Origin of the sequence: Desulfosporosinus acididurans (assembly GCF_001029285.1) — a bacterium.
GTDB classification, from domain to species: Bacteria; Bacillota; Desulfitobacteriia; order Desulfitobacteriales; family Desulfitobacteriaceae; genus Desulfosporosinus; species Desulfosporosinus acididurans.
In genome coordinates, this window is sequence record NZ_LDZY01000002.1 from 220,840 (window position 1) to 240,588 (window position 19,749).

A 19,749-nucleotide genomic window follows, 5' to 3' on the forward strand; every position below is an offset into this window, starting at 1 on the left:
GTGGTTTTCATACTTTCAAGTACCTCCTGTCGTCCTGAAAGCGGACACACTTTGAACAGATGTGTCCGCTTTCGGGACGATTTTTTGTCCTCTCAGAGGCTAACATGTGCAAAGATAGCGGTCTTGAGAGTTAAAAGTTCATGATTAGCAACGGTATAGGCTGATGGATCAACTGAATTTAAGATTATAAAGGCCTGCAGTCTTCAGTGGCATAGTAATTGCAAAATAATTCTTACGATTCGGACATATAAAAAAATAAGGGATTTGAATGGAGGAAGACAGATGCCCAAGGAAGTGCAAAAGCTAAAAATAGTTAGAAAAAATTACTACAAAGATGCGAAAATCTGTGCTTATGGCGAACGAAAGCCTGATTATTCGACTATGGGACGGAAAATCGGCAATACCTATGCACGACAACGAGAGGTGGTATGTGTAGAAGCTTGCCGGACTCCATATGGTAAATCTCTTGGGGCTTTAGGCGAGTATGATGCTGCTCAATTAGGAGCTTTAGCTATTAAAGAAGTGATCCACAGAACTGAAGGCAAGGTCGCCCCTGGTGATGTTGACTATGTCATTATGGGTCACGTCGTTCAAGCCGGCTGCGGGCAGGTTCCCAGCCGCCAGGCCACTCTTTTGGCAGGACTTCCCGAACATGTACCCTCGATTACGGTGAATAAGGTTTGCTCTTCGGGTGTGAAAACCATCGATTTAGCCGCGCAAATGATTGCCCTGGGAAGAGCGGATATCGTCATTGCCGGCGGACAAGAGAGCATGAGCAAGATTCCCTTTGCCCTTCCTGATATGAGACGCGGCAAGAAGATGGGTCTGCTCAATGCGGCCTGTGAAGACTTAATGGTTAAAGATGGCCTTTGGGATTCGATTTACGATCGGCATATGGCTATTCATGGTTCTGAAGTAGCCGATGAATTCGGCTACAGCCGCGAAGAACAGGACGAATGGGCACTTCATTCCCAATTAGCTGCCTCAGCAGCCATCGCTGCCGGAAAGCTTGATGATGAAGTTTTTCCCGTTGCTGTCAAAAAGGGTCAGGAAATTATGGAAAAGGATGAAGGACCGCGTGCTAATTCTACCCTGGAAGGTTTGGCTAAGCTTGGACCGGTGTTCAATCATGTCAGTGCCGTAACCGGAAAGCCAGGGAGTGTAACCGCCGGTAATGCCCCCGGTACGAATGATGGGGGGGATGTCTGTCTGCTGATGAGCCGCGCTAAAGCTGATGAATTAGGGATTAAACCTCTCTTTACCATAGTGGATTATGCGGAGGTGTCACAGCCTACGAAGGACATTGCCACGGTTCCCGGTCTTTCTATCAAGAAGGTTCTGGAACAAAACAATATGACGTTAGAAGATGTAAAGCTTATCGAAATCAACGAAGCCTTCGCAGCCGTGGTTCTCGTAAGCGCCAGGAGTATTCTGGGGATGACCAAAGAACAGATGTATGCAAAGGTTAATGTCAACGGCGGGGCTATTGCCTACGGTCATCCCATTGGGGCTTCAGGCGCTCGGATTGTCATGACCTTAGCCTATGAACTAAAACGTCGCGGCGGAGGGTATGGGGTTTGTGGAATCTGTGCCGGTCACGCCCAAGGTGACGCTATGCTGATACGTGTGGATGCAGACTAAGGGCTTTAATGGGGTTATTACTACTATTAAATGATTGGAGTGGAGTTAGGATGGAATTTCAGCTCAGCGATGAAACCCTAATGGTCAGGGACATGGTAAGGAAGTTTGCCAAGAGTCAGGTTGCCCCATTGGCCGAAAAAATTGACAAGAGCCATGAGTTTCCCGTGGAAACTTGGAATAAAATGAGGGAACTGGGATTGACAGGGTTTCCTGTTCCGGAAGAATGGGGCGGTGGAGGCGGTACTTATCTCGACTTTGCAATTATTGTTGAGGAATTAGCCAAAGCCTGTGCCTCGACGGCAGTTATTACGAGCGTACACACGGGTTTAGGCTGTATGAGTATTTACTTATATGGGAGTCAGCGGCTAAAAGAAAAATATCTCAAAAGACTTGCCACTGGTGAGATTATCGGGGCTTATGCACTGACCGAACCTAATGCCGGATCGGACGCTGGTTCGCTGAAATGCAGGGCCGAAGATATGGGTGACCATTTCCTGGTTAACGGCAGCAAAATATTTATCACCAATGGAGGTCAGGCAACAACCTATTGCACGTTTGTCAAAACTGATTCCTCCCAGCCTAATGGCAAAGGGATTACCTGCTTAATCATTGAAAAGGACACTCCTGGGTTTACCATCAGCAAGCCTGTTGAGAAAATGGGAATGCATGGTTCACCGACGGTGGAACTGAATTTTGAAAACGTAAAAGTTCCTAAAGAAAATGTCCTGGGAGAGATTAATAACGGTTTTGCTGTCGCCATGGGGCTTTTGGCCGGCGGTCGCATCACAATCGGTGCCCAGGGCCTGGGAATTGCTGAAGGGGCTTTGGAATATACCAATAACTACATCAAAGAACGACAACAATTTGGCAAACCGCTGGCAGCGAATCAAGGTGTTCAGTTCATGATTGCTGAAATGGCCACCAAAATTGAGGCTGCCCAAATGTTAATTTATCGAGCAGCCTGGCTCAAAGACAATAACTTGCCTCATAACAAGGAAGCGTCAATGGCTAAGTTTTTCGCTACAGATACTGCCATGGAGGTTACCACCAATTGTGTACAATTGATGGGCGGATATGGCTATTGCTCGGAATACCCGGTCGAACGCATGATGAGAGACGCTAAAATTACCCAAATTTACGAAGGATCTAATCAAATTCAGCGTATGATTATCGGACGGGAAGTCATCGGCCGTTTTTAGATTAATTGGGATTTGCGTGCACTGAAGGAAGCAATGAAATAACAGTGAGGGGGTTGTGTCATGGCTAGACCTAAAGTTGTAAGCCTTACAGAAGCTATCGGGCAGATCAATGACGGGGATATGTTAACCTTCGGAGGATTTACAGTCTGGCGTCGTCCTATGGCTGCTATTTATGAATTGATTCGCCAGAAGAAGCGGAATCTTCACCTCGTAGAGGTTAATGGCGGAACACATGATGATATGCTTGTCGGAGCCGGCTGCGTTGGCATATGGGAATCGAGCTGGTGCGGGCATGAACTTTATGGGAAATTTGGCAGCAATCTTGCCCGCAGGATTGAAAAGGGCGAAATTTTATACGAAGATTGGGCCCATATTCATATTTTAAACCGGTTAACTGCCGGAGCAAAAGGTCTCCCCTTTTTGCCGACCTATTCTGCTATGGGCTGCGATATGTTGAATCCGGAGAATGATAATCTTGGTAAAGCGGGACTTCGTAATGGCTCCAATCGTCATATCGGCAAGCATAAATACATGATGTATAAAGAGCCCTTCACAGATTCTGAGATTATTCTTGTTCCTGCTGCTAATCCGGACTGGTGCATCACCCATGTTCAGATGGCAGGCAATGAAGGAACTGTAAGAGTTGAGGGGTTAAAATTCAGCGACCAGGAAGTTATCAAAGCTTCGAAGCACAATATTATTATTACAGAACAAATTGTTCCAGAGGAATACTTGCGGCGGGAACCAACCCGCAATATGCTGCCGGGATACCTGGTTGACTATATTGTTGAGTTGCCTTGGGGTGCTCACCCAACGGGGTTATATGGGGTACATGAACCGGACGGTGAATTTATCTCCAGCTTTTTTAAAGCGACTCGGACTCAAGAAGGCTTTGACCAATGGGCTGAGGAATGGATCTTTGGTGTCAAAGATTTTCAGGAATATCTTAATAAGCTGGGAATCAACCGCCTAGAATCCCTCAGAGCCAATCCTGCTCTAGGCTATTCTTCGACAATGAAAAGGGGGTCGAGATAATGGAGAGCAAAAAAGGATATTCTAAACCCGGCGAATTTAAGCCCATGGATCTTTTAGCCTGTGCTGCTGCTCGAGAAGTAAAGGATGGTGAAATCGTCTTTGCAGGGACCGGTTTGCCGATGTTAGCAATCATGGTTGCTCAGCATACTCAAGCCCCTACAGCTGTATGCATTTATGAGTCAGGTTCAATTGACGGCAGACCTATTGATCTGCCGACCTCGGTGGCAGATGCCCGCTGTAGTTATCAAGCGGCTGTGGCTGATGGTTTAACGGATGTTTTCGGGCAGCTCCAGTCAGGTAAAGTTGACCTGGCTTATCTGGGAGGGGCAGAAGTTGACCGCTATGGAAACGTTAACTGCACCTTCATGGGCGGCCCTACAGGCAAAAGACTTACCGGCAGCGGTGGAAATTCGGATATACACTCTCTGGCGAAGAGAAGTGTTTTAATTATGCCTCAGTTAGGTCAAAAACGGCGCTTTGTGGAGAGAGTCAGCTATATTACCTCTCCGGGTTGGAAAATTCCTCATTGGCCGGATCAAGAATGGGTTCCCAAACAACAAGTCTACGGCCCGGCCTTCAATGGCGGCCCGGCCGCCGTGATTTCTGACATGGGAGTCTATCGTTTTGACGAGCAGGGCGAAATGTACCTTGACACCGTTCATCCAGGTTTCACGCCTGAGGAATGCCGGGAGAACTGCAGTTTCGAGCTTAATATTGCCCGATGTCAGGGAGAAACGCTGACTCCTACGTACGAAGAATTGGATTTGCTCTACAAAGTCATCGATCCTGAAGGAATCATTATGAAATAAGTGCTCACAGTGAACTTGTTCGGTCTAATGTGAACAACGGGTGTCCATGCTCGCTAAAAGCGGGACATTTAGGATTTGATAATAGAGGTAAAAAGAAGAGGTTGACTTATCTTCCTGGGCGGAGATATGTCAACCTTTTTCGCTTAGGCAGTATTAAATGGATATCGAATTTGTTATTTTTCCTATAAATCATGTATGAGAGTTTTTCAATGACGAATACTAATTTGGACCAGATTTAAAGTTTTTTCAGAGGAGGCTCTCAGTGTGGCTAAGAAAATGAAAACAATGGACGGGAACCAAGCTGCAGCAGAAGCATCGTATGCTCTGACTGAGGTTGCAACGATCTTCCCAATCACGCCCTCTTCCCCAATGGCAGAAGGGGTTGACGAATGGGCTGCCCACGGTAAGAAGAATTTATTTGATCAACCTGTAAGAGTTGTGGAAATGCAATCAGAATCAGGGGCTGCCGCCGCAACTCATGGCTCCCTTCAAGCTGGAGCCCTGACGACAACCTACACTGCTTCTCAGGGATTACTGCTTATGATTCCCGAGATGTATAAAATGGCCGGAAATCTGGTGCCGGCAGTATTCCATGTTAGTGCCAGGGCTTTGGCAACTCATGCTTTATCAATTTTTGGTGATCATCAAGATATTAATGCTGCTCGTCAAACCGGTTTTACAATGATCTGTTCAAATGACGTTCAAGAAGCCATGGATTTGGGGTTTGTTGCCCATCTTGCAGCGATTAAATCAAGGGTTCCGGTTTTACACTTTTTTGATGGGTTCAGAACCTCCCATGAGGTCCAGAAAATAGAAACGACAAGCTACGATGAGATTGGGAAGCTTGTAGATTATGATAAGATTAAAGAATTCAGAGATAGAGCTTTAAATCCCAATCACCCTGTTCTCAGAGGAACAGCCCAAAACCCTGACATCTATTTCCAAGGCCGGGAAGTTTCCAATCCTATCTTTGAAGCTGTTCCTGATATCGTTGAAGATTACTTCAAAGAGATTAAAAAAGTAACCGGACGGGAGTATCATCCCTTCCAATATTACGGTGATCCTGGGGCAGAAACGATTATTGTCGCCATGGGTTCTGTCTGCAATACCATTGAAGAAACTATAGACTTCTTAGCCCAGCGGGGAGAAAAGGTCGGACTAATAAAAGTACATTTATACCGGCCTTTTTCCAAAAAATACTTTTTTGATGTTTTACCTAAATCTGTTAAAAAAATTGCCGTTCTCGATCGGACAAAAGAACCGGGTTCGACGGGGGAACCTCTGTACCTGGACATTGTTCAGATCTTTAATCATGAATCCTCAAAACCTATAGTTGTGGGCGGGCGTTATGGTTTGGGTTCCAGAGACACCACTCCGTCACAGATAATCGCTGTTTATCAGAATTTGAAGAAGGCTCAGCCTAAGGATCGCTTTACGATTGGCATTGTTGACGATGTGAGCAATACGTCTTTACCTATCGAAGAGACCGTTGACACCTCGCCGGAGGGTACTATACGCTGCAAATTCTGGGGACTCGGTTCTGACGGTACAGTTGGGGCCAATAAAAGTGCTATCAAAATTATTGGTGATAATACGGATCTCTATGTTCAAGGTTACTTTGAATATGACAGCAAGAAATCCGGTGGTACAACGATTTCTCATTTGCGCTTTGGCAAGAAACCGATTAAATCCTCCTATATGGTGTTTGACGCCGACTATATTGCTTGTCATAATAGGTCATTTATTTATCACTATGACATTCTTAAGGGTTTGAAAAAAGGCGGAACGTTTGTTTTAAACTGTCCTTGGAGTGCTGAAGAAATCGGCGATCATTTACCGGCTTCTTTAAAACGATATATAGCTAAGAACAATATCAATTTTTACATTATCGATGCTATTTCCATCGCTGGGGAAATTGGTCTTGGCGGGCGGATTAACATGGTCATGCAGGCTGCCTTCTTCAAATTAGCCAAGGTCATCCCTGTTGAGGACGCTATTCAATACCTCAAAGACTCTATTCAGAAAGTCTATGGCAAAAAAGGCTCCAACATCGTAGAGATGAATCATAAGGCTGTGGATCGCGGAATTGAAGCTCTACATAAAGTGGAGGTTCCTGCTTCCTGGGCTGAAGTTCCGGATGAGGAAATGCCTGTTAAAGATGAACCGGATTTTGTTAAAAATATTCAAAGGCCTATGGCGCGTCATGAAGGAGAAGACTTGCCGACTAGTTCCTTTGTTGGGGTGGAGGATGGGACCTTCCCCTTAAGCACTACGCGCTACGAAAAACGAGGAATTGCCGTCTACTTGCCTGAATGGCAAATCGATAAATGTATCCAATGTAATCAGTGTTCCTATGTTTGTCCTCACGCAACGATCCGTCCCTTCCTCTTGGATGACAGCGAGCTTGAGAAAGCTCCAGATACTTTCAAAACTAAGAAACCGATCGGCAAAGGGCTGGAAGGTTACCACTACCGAATTCAGGTTGCTCCCCTCGATTGTACCGGTTGTGCAAACTGTGCTGACGTTTGTCCCGCACCGGGTAAAGCCATTGTCATGAAACCTGCTGACCATGAAATAGAAATGGAATCCGAAAATTGGGAATACGCGATTAAACATGTTGTTGAAAAGCGTCATCTCATGGATGTTAAGTCCCTGAAAGGCAGTCAATTTGCCCAACCGCTTCTTGAATTTCACGGAGCATGTCCAGGTTGCGGTGAAACACCTTATGCTCGCCTGGTAACCCAGCTGTTTGGCGATCGGATGATTATTGCTAATGCCACAGGTTGTTCTTCAATCTGGGGAGGCAGTGCACCTTCGGTTCCCTATACGGTTAATGCCGAAGGCAAAGGCCCCGCTTGGATGAATCCTTTATTTGAAGATAATGCCGAGTTCGGCTATGGTATGTACTTAGGTTCTAAACAGGTTCGAGCAAAGCTTGCTCAATTGATGCGCCAAGGATTAGAAAGCGCATTAAGCGATAATCTCAAAGACGCTTTCCGTGAATGGCTTGATAATATGGAAGACGGTGAAGGATCAAAAAGAGCTTCTGCCCGGTTGCTTGAAGTGATGGAGAATGAAGATTCTGCAGGTAATCCGCTTCTTTGTGAAATCAAAGAAAAGAAAGATTATCTCATTAAACCTTCCGTTTGGATTTTCGGAGGTGATGGTTTTGCTTATGATATTGGTTATAATGGAATCGACCATGTCATCGCCAGCGGCGATGATGTAAACATTCTGGTAATGGATACGGAAGTGTATTCCAACACCGGCGGACAATCCTCAAAGGCCACGCAGACGGCGGCTATCGCCAAATTTGCAGCAGCAGGTAAGAGAGTCCGTAAGAAAGATTTAGGCCTCATTGCCACAACCTATGGCTATGTCTATGTTGCCCAAATAGCCATGGGAGCGAATATGAATCAAACGATTAAAGCGATTGCCGAGGCCGAAAGTTATCATGGCCCCTCGATTATTATTGCCTATGCTTCTTGCATAAACCATGGAATTAAATCCGGAATGGGAACAAGTATTTTTGAGCAGAAAAAGGCTGTCGAAGCCGGTTATTGGCATCTCTGGCGCTTTGACCCCCGCCTTAAGGATCAAGGAAAGAATCCATTTATACTTGACTCCAAAGAGCCAACGGCTTCTTTCCAAGACTTCCTCAAAGGCGAAATCCGATACTCTTCTCTGCTAACCGTATTCCCGGATGTCGCACAGGAAATGTTCGATGTTGCCGAAGGTCATGCTCGAGATAAATATCAAACCTTAAAGCGTTTTGCAGAAATGCAATATTGAAAACCGATTTATAAGTAAAGTGAAGAATGAGGACGTTGCTTAAACCTTAGGTTTTTGTAACGTCCTCATTCTTACTGGAGTTTACATTATGGTCCATGTCAGGTGCCAGGCTTTTAGGTAAAGCGTGGGCAGCGAGATTAAAATGAGTATTCCGGGTAAAAAAAGTACTAGGAAGGGTTTACTTTTAGCAAAATATTGGTTAAACTTTATTAATTAGATCTACTAATTGGCTAACTTTATTAACCCTTTCGCATACGCTTAATTTGGATTTTCACGTTATTTCTTACAATCTTTTAGGCGTATGGGTATTATAATTCGAGGATACGTGGGGGGATTGTAAATGTTAACCTTGAGTAAAAGACTAATGGTGTAGGTTTAAAGTTTTATAATTTCGGTTAAAGTATGGAAAACAACGATGAAAAGGACAGTAATCTAGAATCCGGTTCTTAGAGACATAATCCCTGGCTGAAAGATTATGACGAAGGTTCTTTATGAAGATCACCTTGGAGTTGGGCGGCTGAACTAATTAAGCTGCTCCGAGTGACATACGTTACATGTTTTGAGTGATTAACGGATTGTTTCTTGAACAATCCATTAATAAAAAGGGTGGTACCGCGATAATTCGTCCCTAAGTCATAGACTTAGGGACTTTTGTTGTTATCGCCACAGTTTTTTGCCACAATTAACTCATTGAGAAGGGAAGATAATCATGGCTGACTTCAAACCTTTAGCTGAGCAACACGTAGCTCATAAAGAAAGCGAAATCGCTGATTTCTGGGACAAAAATGAGATACTCGATAAAAGTATTCAAATTAGAGAAGGTAAGACTCCTTTTGTTTTCTATGAAGGGCCTCCTACAGCTAACGGTAAACCGGGAATCCATCACGTTATAGCCAGAACTCTTAAAGATTCCGTCTGCCGCTTAAAGTCTATGCAGGGGTATCAAGTTAAACGCAAAGCCGGATGGGATACTCATGGGCTCCCTGTAGAAATCGAAGTCGAAAAACAACTTAAGCTTTCCAATAAACAGGAAATAGAAGCTTATGGTATTGCCGCATTCAATCAAAAATGCCGGGAATCTGTATTTAGTTATGAGAAACAGTGGCGGGAAATGACAAAACGGATGGGGTATTCCATTGATTTAGATCATCCTTACGTGACATTAGATAATAATTATATTGAAAGCGTGTGGTGGATTCTTGATCAGTTTTTCAAACAGGGTTTAATCTATGAAGGACATAAAATCCTCCCCTATTGTTCACGCTGCGGTACGGGGTTGGCTTCCCATGAAGTTGCCCAAGGATATAAGGAAATAAAGACCAATACTGTCTACGTTAAGTTCAAGAAAAAAGATGCCGAGGAATACTTTTTAGTCTGGACGACCACGCCCTGGACGCTGCCCTCAAATGTAGCCCTGACAGTAAATCCTCAGGAATTGTACCTGAAGGTTAGACAAAATAATGAGGTCTATTATGTTTCTAAGACGTTGTCCAACAAAGTGCTGGGAGAAGAGTTTGAGGTTTTGGACGAAATCCTTGGTCGGGACCTTGAGTATGTAGAGTATGAACAGTTGATGCCCTTTGTAAAATCAGATAAAAAGGCCTTCTTTGTTACCTTAGGCGATTATGTAACGACGGAGGATGGGACAGGAATTGTTCATACTGCTCCGGCTTTTGGCGAAGATGATTACAATACCGGGAGAAGATATAACCTGCCTGTGCTTCAACCAGTTGATGAAACCGGGAAATTTGTGACCACACCCTGGGCAGGCACTTTTGTTATGGATGCCGATCTGGAGATCATCAAATGGCTGCACGGAGAAGGAAAATTATATAAAAAGGAAAAGGTAGATCATAATTATCCCCATTGCTGGAGATGTCATACTCCGCTGCTCTATTATGCTAAACCGAGCTGGTATATTGAAGTTACCAAATTTAAAGACCAATTAGTCGAAAACAACAACCGTGTTGAATGGTATCCTGATTATGTGGGAGAAAAAAGGTTTGGCAACTGGCTGGAGAATGTCAACGATTGGGCACTGTCCCGCAGCCGATATTGGGGCACACCGCTTAATATCTGGCGATGCCAATGTGGTCATACCACATCCATAGGCTCCCGCAAAGAGTTAATAGAGAAATCTCTGGAACCCTTGGATGAAACAGTGGAATTGCACCGGCCCTTTGTTGATGGCATTCATCTAAAATGCGAGAAATGCGGCGCAACGATGACTCGTGTTACGGATGTAATCGATTGCTGGTTTGACAGTGGATCAATGCCATTCGCCCAGCAGCATTATCCCTTTGAAAACAGCGAGACCTTTGATCAAGTCTTTCCGGCAGATTTTATCTGTGAAGGGATTGACCAGACGAGGGGATGGTTTTATTCGCTGCTCGTGATCTCGACCTTTGTCAAAGGTGTTGCCCCTTATAAACGTGTTCTCGTTAATGATCTGATCCTGGATAAGGACGGTCATAAGATGTCCAAGTCCAAAGGAAATACTGTCAACCCCTTTGAATTGTTTGATCAATACGGAGCCGATGCTTTACGATGGTATTTGCTCTATGTATCTCCGGCTTGGACTCCAACAAAATTTGATATTGAAGGGCTGAAAGAGGTACAAAGTAAATTCTTCAGCACTCTCAGAAATGTTTATGCTTTCTTTTCCTTGTATGCCAATACAGATAAGCTTGATCCGAGAACGTTCTTCATTGAGTATAAGGATCGCCCAGAACTCGATCGGTGGGTCATGTCGAAATATAACAGTCTCCTTCGAGCTGTTGAGTCAGATCTAAATGTTTTTGACCTAACCAAAGCTGTCAGAAAAATTCAGGAGTTTGTCAATGAAGATCTTTCCAACTGGTATATCAGACGTGCACGCCGTCGTTTCTGGAGTACAGAACTAACAGATGATAAGAAAGCTGTCTACAATACCACCTATGAAATTCTTGTAGGACTGTCCAAACTGGTAGCGCCATTTGCACCTTATATTTCTGAAGAGCTCTTTAAGAGACTAACAGATGAACTGTCGGTTCATCTGGCTGATTATCCTGTCGCTGACGTGCAGTTGCTTGATAACGAGCTGGAAACAAGAATGGATTTGGTAAGAAATCTTGTAGGCTTGGGCAGAGCGGCCAGGGAACAAGTTAAGATTAAAGTGCGGCAGCCAATTCAAAGGATTTTAATCGATGGCAAATATCAACAATTAATAGACTATATGCTTCCCTTAATTCAAGAGGAACTAAATGTTAAAGAAGTTGTTTTTGCTCAGGATTTAAATCAGTATATGAGCTTTAGTCTCAAACCCAATTTCAAAGTAGCAGGATCTATCTTTGGCTCGAAAATAAAGTCTTTAAGCAAAGTGTTGGCAGCCTTAGACGCTTCTTCGATCGTGCCTAAATTAGAAGCGGGGGAAACTGTTTCGCTTGAGGTAGAGGGAGAAAACGTAGAACTGGTTAAAGATCATGTGATTACTTCGATTTCTGCCAAAGAAGGCTTCACAATGACCGTGGAGGACAATTTATTCGTAATTCTGGATACAACACTGACGAAAGAGTTAATTAATGAAGGATATGCGAGGGAGTTTGTTTCCAAGGTACAACAAATGCGAAAAAATAACGGCTACGAAATGATGGACAGGATTAATATCTTCTTTGATGGCGATGAGGAAATAAGCGAGGCCGTCAAGTTGTTTGAAAACTATATTAAACGGGAAACTCTAGCCGTCACTATTGGAAAGGTTAATGATCCGAGTTTGGAGAAACAAAATCTTAATGGTCATAAGACAGGCCTGAAGCTGGAAAAACTATAATCAGCCGCTTAACAAATTTACTCATAAAAAACAAGAACTCCGTATCGCTTTCCAAGGGAAGAAAGTGGTACGGAGTTCATTCACTATTAGACAATAAAGTTCACGACAGATGTGTTATGGCTTTCTGGCCTTGCCCAGGGTAATACTTAAGAAAGAGAATTTGTATCTACCCATTCTTTGGCATTGAGTACGGATTCTTCACTGGGGATAGGAACATTCGATTCCGGTTTGACGTTTTCGATATGTCCCCGCCAAGCTGCTGTGTCGTGTCTTTCAATAGGATTAGCAATAAACTTTTCCTTGGACTTATTTTCAGCCATTTCAATTACCTCCTTTAAAATTCATGCTTAGTATTCCCAAATTTTTAATCTATAGTTTCTTATTATTAAGGTCATAAGAGCCAATCATACTAAATAAAGAATGACAGCCCTTTTCATGGAAGAGATAGACTGTCATTCTTATTAAAAGGTACCGAGGTATTATTTCTGAGACTCGTCTCTTTTTTCTGAAATAAAGGCATTAATACTCTCTTTGCGCCGCTCGTTTTTGGTTTCGATATCTTGTTTGTCTTTTGCAGATAGTTCTTCGGCATGTTCATTAAGATATTCTTCTGCGGCATGCAATTTTGCTAGAGTATGGTTGATATGTTCTTGCAAATGGACATCGTTATCGGCACGATTATCTGGTTTGGCCACCCTAATCCCCCCTGCTTAAATTAGAATTCTCTTTATGATTTGCCTTATTTCTTCAATTTATACTGGAATAATTTCAAGATTACAGGAGTTGGGTGATCATTAATAATAACAAGGTGCTTTGCCATTGAGGCAAAGCACCTTGTTTGGTTTAAAGTTTTTTGGCTGACTAGTCATCAACTTTAAATTTAAGAATTTCTTCAGTAAGCTGTTTAGCGACTTTATCCAGCGCTTCCGCGGTTTCAGCAACATGCTCAACGGCGTTTGACGTTTGTTGCATTGAAGCTGTAACTTCTTCAGAGGCTGCTGCTGTTTGTTCGGAAACAGCCGATATGTTTTGTAAAACTTCAACGACCTTAGCGCTATTAGTTGAAGCTTCTTTCATATGATCTGTATTTTGTTGTATAATTCCGTGAATCGTCTCAATTGCTATGGAAATATCCGCAAATGATGAATTGACTTTAGTTACCGCAGACATTTGGGCAACAGTTTGTGTTTGAACCTCCTGCATAACACCGACAGTATGCTGACTTTCAGTTTGAATATCTAAAACAATTTGTCGGATGCCATTTGCCGAATCTGAGGACTGTTCTGCAAGTTTTCGGATTTCTTCGGCAACTACAGAGAATCCTCTACCCGCTTCGCCGGCACGTGCAGCTTCAATCGAGGCGTTAAGTGCCAGGAGGTTTGTCTGTTCGGAGATTGTGGTAATAGCTTGGAGAATGGTACTGATAGCTTGCACTTTATTATTGAGGAGAGAAATTACACTTTCGATTTTGTCGATGGAATCTTTATTGGCTTGAGATGTTGTTGTAAGCTCGTTAACCGAATCGATACCTCTTTGATTAGCTTGAGCGGCCTCTTGAGAGGCTTCAAGCATATTATTGCTGCTCATTTCCAATGACTGAAAATTATTAGATACATGTTCCACAAACAGAGATCCCTGTTCTGCCTGAGTTGCTTGATCTGAGGCGCCGGTGGCAATTTGGCTAACGGTTGTCGATACTTCTTCCGCAGATTTGCTCGTTTGCATAGCGGTACTTGCTAAATCATGGGCCGACGTACTGACGTGCAGGGAGAGATTTTGAATGTTTTTCATTAGAGTTCCAAGCTCTTCAACCATTCCGTTAAGGGTTGCAGCTAGAATTCCTGTTTCATCGCTTGAGGTCAGTTTACAGCGTACGGTAAAGTCTCCATTTCCGATTTTTTGGGCATCTTCAACCAATAGATTTAAAGCTTTGGTAACAGTTTTGGAAAAAAGAATTCCTACAACGATAGCCAAAATAGCTAAAAGTATTGAAGCTATGACGGTATGATGGAGAATTTGGGAGGTCGAGGTCTGAATTTCAGCATAACTTACAACGCCAACAAATTTCCAGCCTGTTTTCTTAAAGGTGTCAAAGCTTCCGAAATACCGACTGCCACTTGCCTTAAAGTCTGCAACTCCGGATGCACCGTTTGCCAAACCAATCTTGAGTTCAGGGACCGAAAGATCTTTTCCTAATTGAGTCTTGTCAGGATCCACCATGATTTTATTATTTTTGTCCAACATAATTAAATAACCTTGCTGACCGATTTTCATTTGTGAGATAATCTGAGTGAGTGAATTTAAGGATATATCAATGCTCATAATTCCAAGAAGTTCATTTGTTTGTGGATTGTAAACAGGTTTAGCAACAGTAATGACCAATTGGTTAGTACCTGCATCTACATAGGGATCAGTCCAAACAATCCCTTTTGCCTTCTCAGCCTGCGTGTACCAGGGACGTGTTGTCGGATCAAATCCATTTGGAAGTTGAGTTGACGGGTAGAGAATCATGCGCTTGTCTGCAGTACCAAAATAAACATTTAGGACATCACTGTTAGATTCTTTGTAGGCTTTAAAAACGGCTAAGGCCTGAGATCCGTTGCTTCCTGGAGTAATTCCTATAACGCTGGGATCGTTGCTTAAGCGGTTAACGTCCTGCTCAATACCCTTCATAAACATGTTCGTTGTTTCTTCGACTTTAGTGACCGATTGAGAGGCGGAGGTTTTAAGCTCTGAAGCAAGAACAGAATTAGCATCCTCATAACTATAGAAACCTAAAATCGAAGTTGGCACCAGGGACAAGACCAGAATTAAGCCTACTAATTTTCGCTGCATGGACCCTTTCATGGGTTCGCCTCCAATTATTCTATATCGTCCTTCGTCAAATCGCAAAGCAATATAAGGTTGCATTTTTAAGAATAGCAGAGCACGGGAGACCCACTCCCACTTAAGAAGTGGGAACCGTACGATTGGAAAAAGTTTTATGTTATATATAACTAAAAATATAATATATTTGTTATAAAATTGCTATTTATCATTCCGATAATTATATAGATTTCAAATTAATGTCTAATCTTCCAATATATTCGTCTCCTTTGCGGTCTTTTCCTTATATTTCTTGCATATTTTATTTTAACTTGTTTCTTTAAATTAGAATAGTGCTTTTTGTCATGAATTTATTGCAACAATCATATATCAAATGCAAATATCTCAAAAGTACGTTTCATTATACAGATGCAATTTCTCGTTTTTGTTAGAGTGGTCTTAGAATACTCATTTTCGATTCGCAATAAAAAGCATTTAGATTGCGGAGGGATTAAATTGGAAACTAATTATCGAGCTGCCTACGACAAATATTGGAATGACATAAAGAAGAAGCTTCCTGAGGAGGTTTCTGCCTATCGTGCTGTAACATTTAACAGCATCAACCATCAATTTGAACTGAACTTCTTTGGTTCGGCATATGTTTTCGACTGTCTCAGTGAAAGGATTTGTCGTAAGGGTGACAAGTATGTTCCCGATATTATGGGATCAATAATTATGCTGAATTATTTAGCTTATGCAGGGCCATTTAGAAAAAAGGAAAACAGGTGGGTTAGCCTTAAAGAAATCGCTAATGGCGGAGCATTGTTTTATCCAGCATTTCAGAAGAACTCGATTATTCCTCTTATCAAGGCATTTGGTTGGCAATCTCAGAAATTGTTAGTAAGTGCTGCCGCCATGAATGGAAAACCTACAAACTTAGGTGACGCATCTGTGACTTTTCAAGCCTTTCCCGAGATTCCCATGTGTGTAATCGTTTGGGAAGGGGACGAGGAAGTTCAGGCAAACGCCACAATTCTATTCGATCCCTCTGTTAAAGATTTTTTGCATATTGAGAGTATTATTGGACTGGGTATGTATCTTTCTGAAAAACTAGTGAACTCGTTCAGCTAAAGCTGAACATCGGGTCTTCAGATACAATAATGTCCAGTGGACATTATTGCCGAGCCGCCTTTCCCAATAGGAATACTTGGCGGCGAAGGAGGACTCTACCCCACCTGAAGTTAACGAGGGACCCACCCCCACTTATAGAAGTGGAAGTCTCACGATTGGATATTGTATGAAAATATATACTGACAAACCAAATTGTGGTATCATATTAAAAATAGATTACAACATAAAATTGTATGAAAACGGCTAAAGAACACTCTTTGCTTTAAAATTAGCCTATTAACCTAAGAAACTGTCTCTTTGATGAATATGTAAATGTGTTCAAATGGTAGGAGGAGTTATGAAAAAAAAGCTTTTGCTAATTTCTGGGGTTATTCTTGTGCTAATAGGCTTTGGAGGAATATGGGGATACAATAAATATTTCAGACTCAACCCTGTAATTCAGAAGCAACTGCAAAATCAGTTTGGGACTGATTTTTTTAACATTGCCCTTCCCAAAGAGATAACCGGTTCAAATGCAGCTGATAATGGCAAAACGGATAGCGATCAGACCAGGCAGAGTGATATAAGAGAAAATTCTCAGTCGCATACGGCAACAGAGCAAGATGCTGAAAAAACATTAACCTCAACGTTTGGGAATGCATCCACGAGTGCCAAAGGGGTTACTCAAGATGAGATTATTAAAAAGTATACGCCGCAGTTTGGTTATCTGCAAAATCTCGCCCTAAGCCGCTTAAACGCTTTGTACGCAGCGGCTGTGCAAGAGTATAAACAAGGTGAAAAATCCGGGACATTAAATCGCTCTGCGCTTGCTGAAAAATATATTCAGGCTGGGAACATGCTTGAGGCCAGCGTGGACAATCAATTCTACCGAACTCTGGATGCGATGCAGGCTGAACTAATTGCCAATCATCTTTCAACCGATATTATTAATGCTGAAAAAAATGAATATGAAAAAGCTAAATCTGCCGAACGATTTCAATTATTATCCAAAGCTCGTAAATAGAAAGAGGCCACTCATAAGAGAGTGGTCTCTTTCTATTGGCAGAATCTATTTAAGTTATGGGTTATGTTCAACTTTAGCTGAACGAGTTCACTTAAAAATCACTTGTCCATTTTCGATTGAGTCGATGATGGCCAAAGATTCTAATTGAATACCTTTTTCGAGAACGCGTTGTCTGCCTTCTTGAAATGTTTTTTCTATAACGACTCCTGCACCGGCAATTTCCACATCACTCTGGGACAGCAAGTTAATTAATCCAATGAGTGCACTTCCGCTAGCTAAAAAATCATCAATAATTAATACTTTGTCATTAGAAGTTAGGAACTCCTTTGATATTTTTATCGTATATTCCTGCTCTTTTGTATAGGAATAAATTTTTGCTTCGTAAACATCTTGAGTCATGTTAATGCCAGCATGTTTTTTAGCAAATACAACGGGTACAAAGTTAAAGTATTGAGCAACAATACTTGCAATAGCAATACCAGAGGTTTCAATGGTAACTATTTTTGTAACTTCTTTATTGGCAAATCTATGTTTGAATTCCTTGCCTATTTCATTGAATAGCGAAATATCTAACTGGTGATTTAAAAAGTTATCAACCTTAATAATGCGATTTTCAATAATTTTTGCGTCGTTTCTGATTTTATCCTTTAAAAGCTGCATATGATAAATACTCCCTCCCTCCATGAAAAACTCCTTGTAAGTTTACGAAAATATAATAATAACAAGAATAACTTGATTGCCTTAAAAAATCAAATAAAGTTTTTTACAGTAATTATTCAATTTTTAACATCTCCACTTTTTGTAAGTGAGGGTGGGCCCTTTGTAAACTTCAGGTGGGGTAGAGTCCTAAACACTGAATTGAAGCGGCCGGAATTGTACCAGCCTCTTGACAGGATACCATAATTCAAGTACACTTATACCTGCTAGGGGTATACCGTAGAATGGTATAGTCGTTGCTATTATTTATTTGCAAGGAAGGTGCTTTCATGAATGTATCCATTAACAAAGATAGATGTCCTCAAAATCATCCTTGTCCTTCAATAAGGGTCTGTCCGGTGGGGGCGATTGTACAAATTGGTTTTAATGCTCCTGTAATTAATCAAGATAAATGTATCGGGTGTAAAAAATGCGTGAAATATTGTCCGATGGGAGCTTTTCAAGTAGGCGAGTGAATCTGGTATGGGAACTGTTCCCATTCTTAGAAGTGGAAGAAGTGAACTCGTCCAGCTAAAGCTGAACAAAAATGGAAATCCTTTACGAATGAGGGATTTCCATAAGTTATACCTTTTAAAGGTTAAAGCGGCATATAAAGCGGACTTATAAAGCGGACTTTAGGATTTGGAGGACGTCCTGATTATTAATGGGGCGGAATTCACCTAAAGTCCCTTTTTTTGTGGCGGCATCGGCCATGAGTTTAAGCTTTTCTTCATCAATATTAACTGATCTTAGTGTTGTCGGAAGCCCTAAGGTGATAAAGAATTCTTTCGTTTTGGAGATGGCCGTTCTCGCTATAGCATAATTATCTTCATTAGGGTTTAAGCCCCAAACGTTGACACCATAGTTCTTAAAGACTTCAACGGTACTATCTTCTAAGACATGCTCCATCCAATGCGGTGTGATAATGGCAAGTCCCACCCCATGTGTGATGTCATAATAAGCGCTCAGCTCGTGTTCGATAGGATGGCAGCTCCACTTCCGCATTTTTCCATAAGACAGAAGCCCATTGATAGCTAAACTGGAGGCCCACATCAAATTAGCCCGAGCTTCATAATTATTGGGTTCCTCCAGAGCAATGGGACCATAATGAATACATGTTTTTAAGATAGCCTCAGCTAATCGGTTCTGTACATATGCACTTTTTATATTGCTGAAATAGGCTTCGAAAACATGACTCATAATGTCGGCAATGCCTGCAGCAGTTTGATTTTTAGGGACAGAATAGGTGTAAGTCGGGTCAAGAATTGAGAACTTAGGCGCCATTAAGGGATGTCCCATTCCAAGTTTTTGGTTTGTCTCAGGATTGCTGATGACTGCGATAGGATCCATTTCGGAGCCTGTCGCAGCTAGGGTTAAAATTGTACCGATGGGCAGAGCATTTTCAAATTGCCCTTTACCAATCATTAAATCCCAAGGATCGCCGGAATAATAATAACCCGCGGCAACTAGTTTCGCGCAATCAATGGTACTTCCTCCTCCAATAGCTAAGACGAAATCAATTTGATGGTTATGGCAAAGGTCAATTCCGCGGCGGACACTCTCAATTTTTGGATTCGGATCTACTCCGGAAAGTTCCCAAAAGGGGATGTTTGTTTCCCTTAATAGCTTTATTGCCTGATCGTATAATCCGATTTTTTTAATACTTCCTCCGCCGTAAATAAGAAGTACCCGTGAACCAAATTCTAATATTTGTTCTGGTAGTTTCTGAATCTGGTCTTTGCCAAAGAAAATTTTAGTGGGGATTGAGTAATCAAAGTTTAACAAAGTATTGACTCCTTTCTTTTAGTTCTGTTGAAACAACATAGATTA

The 19,749-nt window shown here is 42.1% G+C and carries 14 protein-coding genes and 1 other annotated feature; of the genes, 9 read left to right on the top strand and 5 right to left on the bottom strand.

Annotated elements, in window-relative coordinates; translation table 11 throughout:
* Positions 1 to 282: 282 nt before the first annotated feature.
* The 6 genes from DEAC_RS03115 (at position 283) to ileS (ending at position 12,284) form a co-directional block, all read left to right on the top strand.
* Positions 283 to 1,641, top strand: a complete 1,359-nt coding sequence (locus tag DEAC_RS03115) for a thiolase family protein (protein ID WP_047808580.1) — start codon at positions 283 to 285, stop codon at positions 1,639 to 1,641.
* 50 nt (positions 1,642 to 1,691) lie between these two features.
* Positions 1,692 to 2,840: an acyl-CoA dehydrogenase family protein gene (locus tag DEAC_RS03120; RefSeq protein WP_047808581.1), complete on the top strand. Its 1,149-nt coding sequence runs from the start codon at positions 1,692 to 1,694 to the stop codon at positions 2,838 to 2,840.
* Between the two features lie 60 nt (positions 2,841 to 2,900).
* Complete coding sequence (locus DEAC_RS03125; protein WP_047808582.1) at positions 2,901 to 3,875, top strand: CoA transferase subunit A; 975 nt, start codon at positions 2,901 to 2,903, stop codon at positions 3,873 to 3,875.
* The gene (locus tag DEAC_RS03130; RefSeq protein WP_047808583.1) at positions 3,875 to 4,684 is read left to right on the top strand and encodes a CoA-transferase subunit beta; all 810 of its coding nucleotides are present in this window, start codon (positions 3,875 to 3,877) and stop codon (positions 4,682 to 4,684) included. Before DEAC_RS03125 ends, DEAC_RS03130 begins: the two co-directional genes overlap by 1 nt.
* A gap of 264 nt (positions 4,685 to 4,948) precedes the next feature.
* Positions 4,949 to 8,476, top strand: coding sequence for a pyruvate:ferredoxin (flavodoxin) oxidoreductase (gene nifJ, locus DEAC_RS03135; protein ID WP_047808584.1), 3,528 nt, complete (start codon positions 4,949 to 4,951; stop codon positions 8,474 to 8,476).
* A 406-nt stretch (positions 8,477 to 8,882) separates the two neighbouring features.
* Positions 8,883 to 9,109: a binding site (T-box leader), on the top strand.
* A 76-nt stretch (positions 9,110 to 9,185) separates the two neighbouring features.
* Positions 9,186 to 12,284: an isoleucine--tRNA ligase gene (ileS, locus tag DEAC_RS03140; RefSeq protein ID WP_047808585.1), complete on the top strand. Its 3,099-nt coding sequence runs from the start codon at positions 9,186 to 9,188 to the stop codon at positions 12,282 to 12,284.
* A 146-nt stretch (positions 12,285 to 12,430) separates the two neighbouring features.
* Here the strand turns inward: ileS and DEAC_RS22550 are convergent, their stop codons facing one another.
* From DEAC_RS22550 to DEAC_RS03150, 3 genes are all read right to left on the bottom strand, one after another.
* Complete coding sequence (locus DEAC_RS22550; RefSeq protein ID WP_083995852.1) at positions 12,431 to 12,604, bottom strand: CDIF630_02480 family spore surface protein; 174 nt, start codon at positions 12,602 to 12,604, stop codon at positions 12,431 to 12,433.
* 159 nt (positions 12,605 to 12,763) lie between these two features.
* Complete coding sequence (gene tlp, locus DEAC_RS03145) at positions 12,764 to 12,979, bottom strand: small acid-soluble spore protein Tlp (RefSeq protein ID WP_047808586.1); 216 nt, start codon at positions 12,977 to 12,979, stop codon at positions 12,764 to 12,766.
* Between the two features lie 166 nt (positions 12,980 to 13,145).
* Positions 13,146 to 15,131: a methyl-accepting chemotaxis protein gene (locus tag DEAC_RS03150; RefSeq protein ID WP_047808587.1), complete on the bottom strand. Its 1,986-nt coding sequence runs from the start codon at positions 15,129 to 15,131 to the stop codon at positions 13,146 to 13,148.
* 474 nt (positions 15,132 to 15,605) lie between these two features.
* Between DEAC_RS03150 and DEAC_RS03155 the strand changes: the two genes are divergently transcribed.
* Positions 15,606 to 16,220 carry a DUF3786 domain-containing protein gene (locus tag DEAC_RS03155; protein WP_053006265.1) on the top strand — a complete coding sequence of 205 codons (615 nt, stop codon included), beginning with the start codon at positions 15,606 to 15,608 and terminating at the stop codon, positions 16,218 to 16,220.
* 337 nt (positions 16,221 to 16,557) lie between these two features.
* Positions 16,558 to 17,223, top strand: a complete 666-nt coding sequence (locus DEAC_RS03160; protein ID WP_047808588.1) for a hypothetical protein — start codon at positions 16,558 to 16,560, stop codon at positions 17,221 to 17,223.
* Positions 17,224 to 17,310: 87 nt separating this feature from the next.
* On the opposite strand, the gene DEAC_RS03165 is transcribed toward DEAC_RS03160, so the two are convergent.
* Positions 17,311 to 17,883, bottom strand: coding sequence for a xanthine phosphoribosyltransferase (locus tag DEAC_RS03165; RefSeq protein ID WP_047808743.1), 573 nt, complete (start codon positions 17,881 to 17,883; stop codon positions 17,311 to 17,313).
* A 326-nt stretch (positions 17,884 to 18,209) separates the two neighbouring features.
* Between DEAC_RS03165 and DEAC_RS03170 the strand changes: the two genes are divergently transcribed.
* Entirely contained in the window at positions 18,210 to 18,395 is a 186-nt protein-coding gene (locus DEAC_RS03170; protein WP_047808589.1) for a 4Fe-4S binding protein, read from the top strand.
* A 145-nt stretch (positions 18,396 to 18,540) separates the two neighbouring features.
* On the opposite strand, the gene DEAC_RS03175 is transcribed toward DEAC_RS03170, so the two are convergent.
* The gene (locus DEAC_RS03175; protein WP_047808590.1) at positions 18,541 to 19,704 is read right to left on the bottom strand and encodes an iron-containing alcohol dehydrogenase; all 1,164 of its coding nucleotides are present in this window, start codon (positions 19,702 to 19,704) and stop codon (positions 18,541 to 18,543) included.
* Positions 19,705 to 19,749 lie beyond the last annotated feature (45 nt).

Coding starts and splice junctions, on each gene's coding strand:
- DEAC_RS03115 (WP_047808580.1), top strand. CDS start 283: ATGCCCAAGGAAGTGCAAAAGCTAAAAATAGTTAGAAAAAATTACTAC.
- DEAC_RS03120 (WP_047808581.1), top strand. CDS start 1,692: ATGGAATTTCAGCTCAGCGATGAAACCCTAATGGTCAGGGACATGGTA.
- DEAC_RS03125 (WP_047808582.1), top strand. CDS start 2,901: ATGGCTAGACCTAAAGTTGTAAGCCTTACAGAAGCTATCGGGCAGATC.
- DEAC_RS03130 (WP_047808583.1), top strand. CDS start 3,875: ATGGAGAGCAAAAAAGGATATTCTAAACCCGGCGAATTTAAGCCCATG.
- ileS (WP_047808585.1), top strand. CDS start 9,186: ATGGCTGACTTCAAACCTTTAGCTGAGCAACACGTAGCTCATAAAGAA.
- DEAC_RS22550 (WP_083995852.1), bottom strand. CDS start 12,604: ATGGCTGAAAATAAGTCCAAGGAAAAGTTTATTGCTAATCCTATTGAA.
- DEAC_RS03150 (WP_047808587.1), bottom strand. CDS start 15,131: ATGAAAGGGTCCATGCAGCGAAAATTAGTAGGCTTAATTCTGGTCTTG.
- DEAC_RS03160 (WP_047808588.1), top strand. CDS start 16,558: ATGAAAAAAAAGCTTTTGCTAATTTCTGGGGTTATTCTTGTGCTAATA.
- DEAC_RS03165 (WP_047808743.1), bottom strand. CDS start 17,883: ATGCAGCTTTTAAAGGATAAAATCAGAAACGACGCAAAAATTATTGAA.
- DEAC_RS03170 (WP_047808589.1), top strand. CDS start 18,210: ATGAATGTATCCATTAACAAAGATAGATGTCCTCAAAATCATCCTTGT.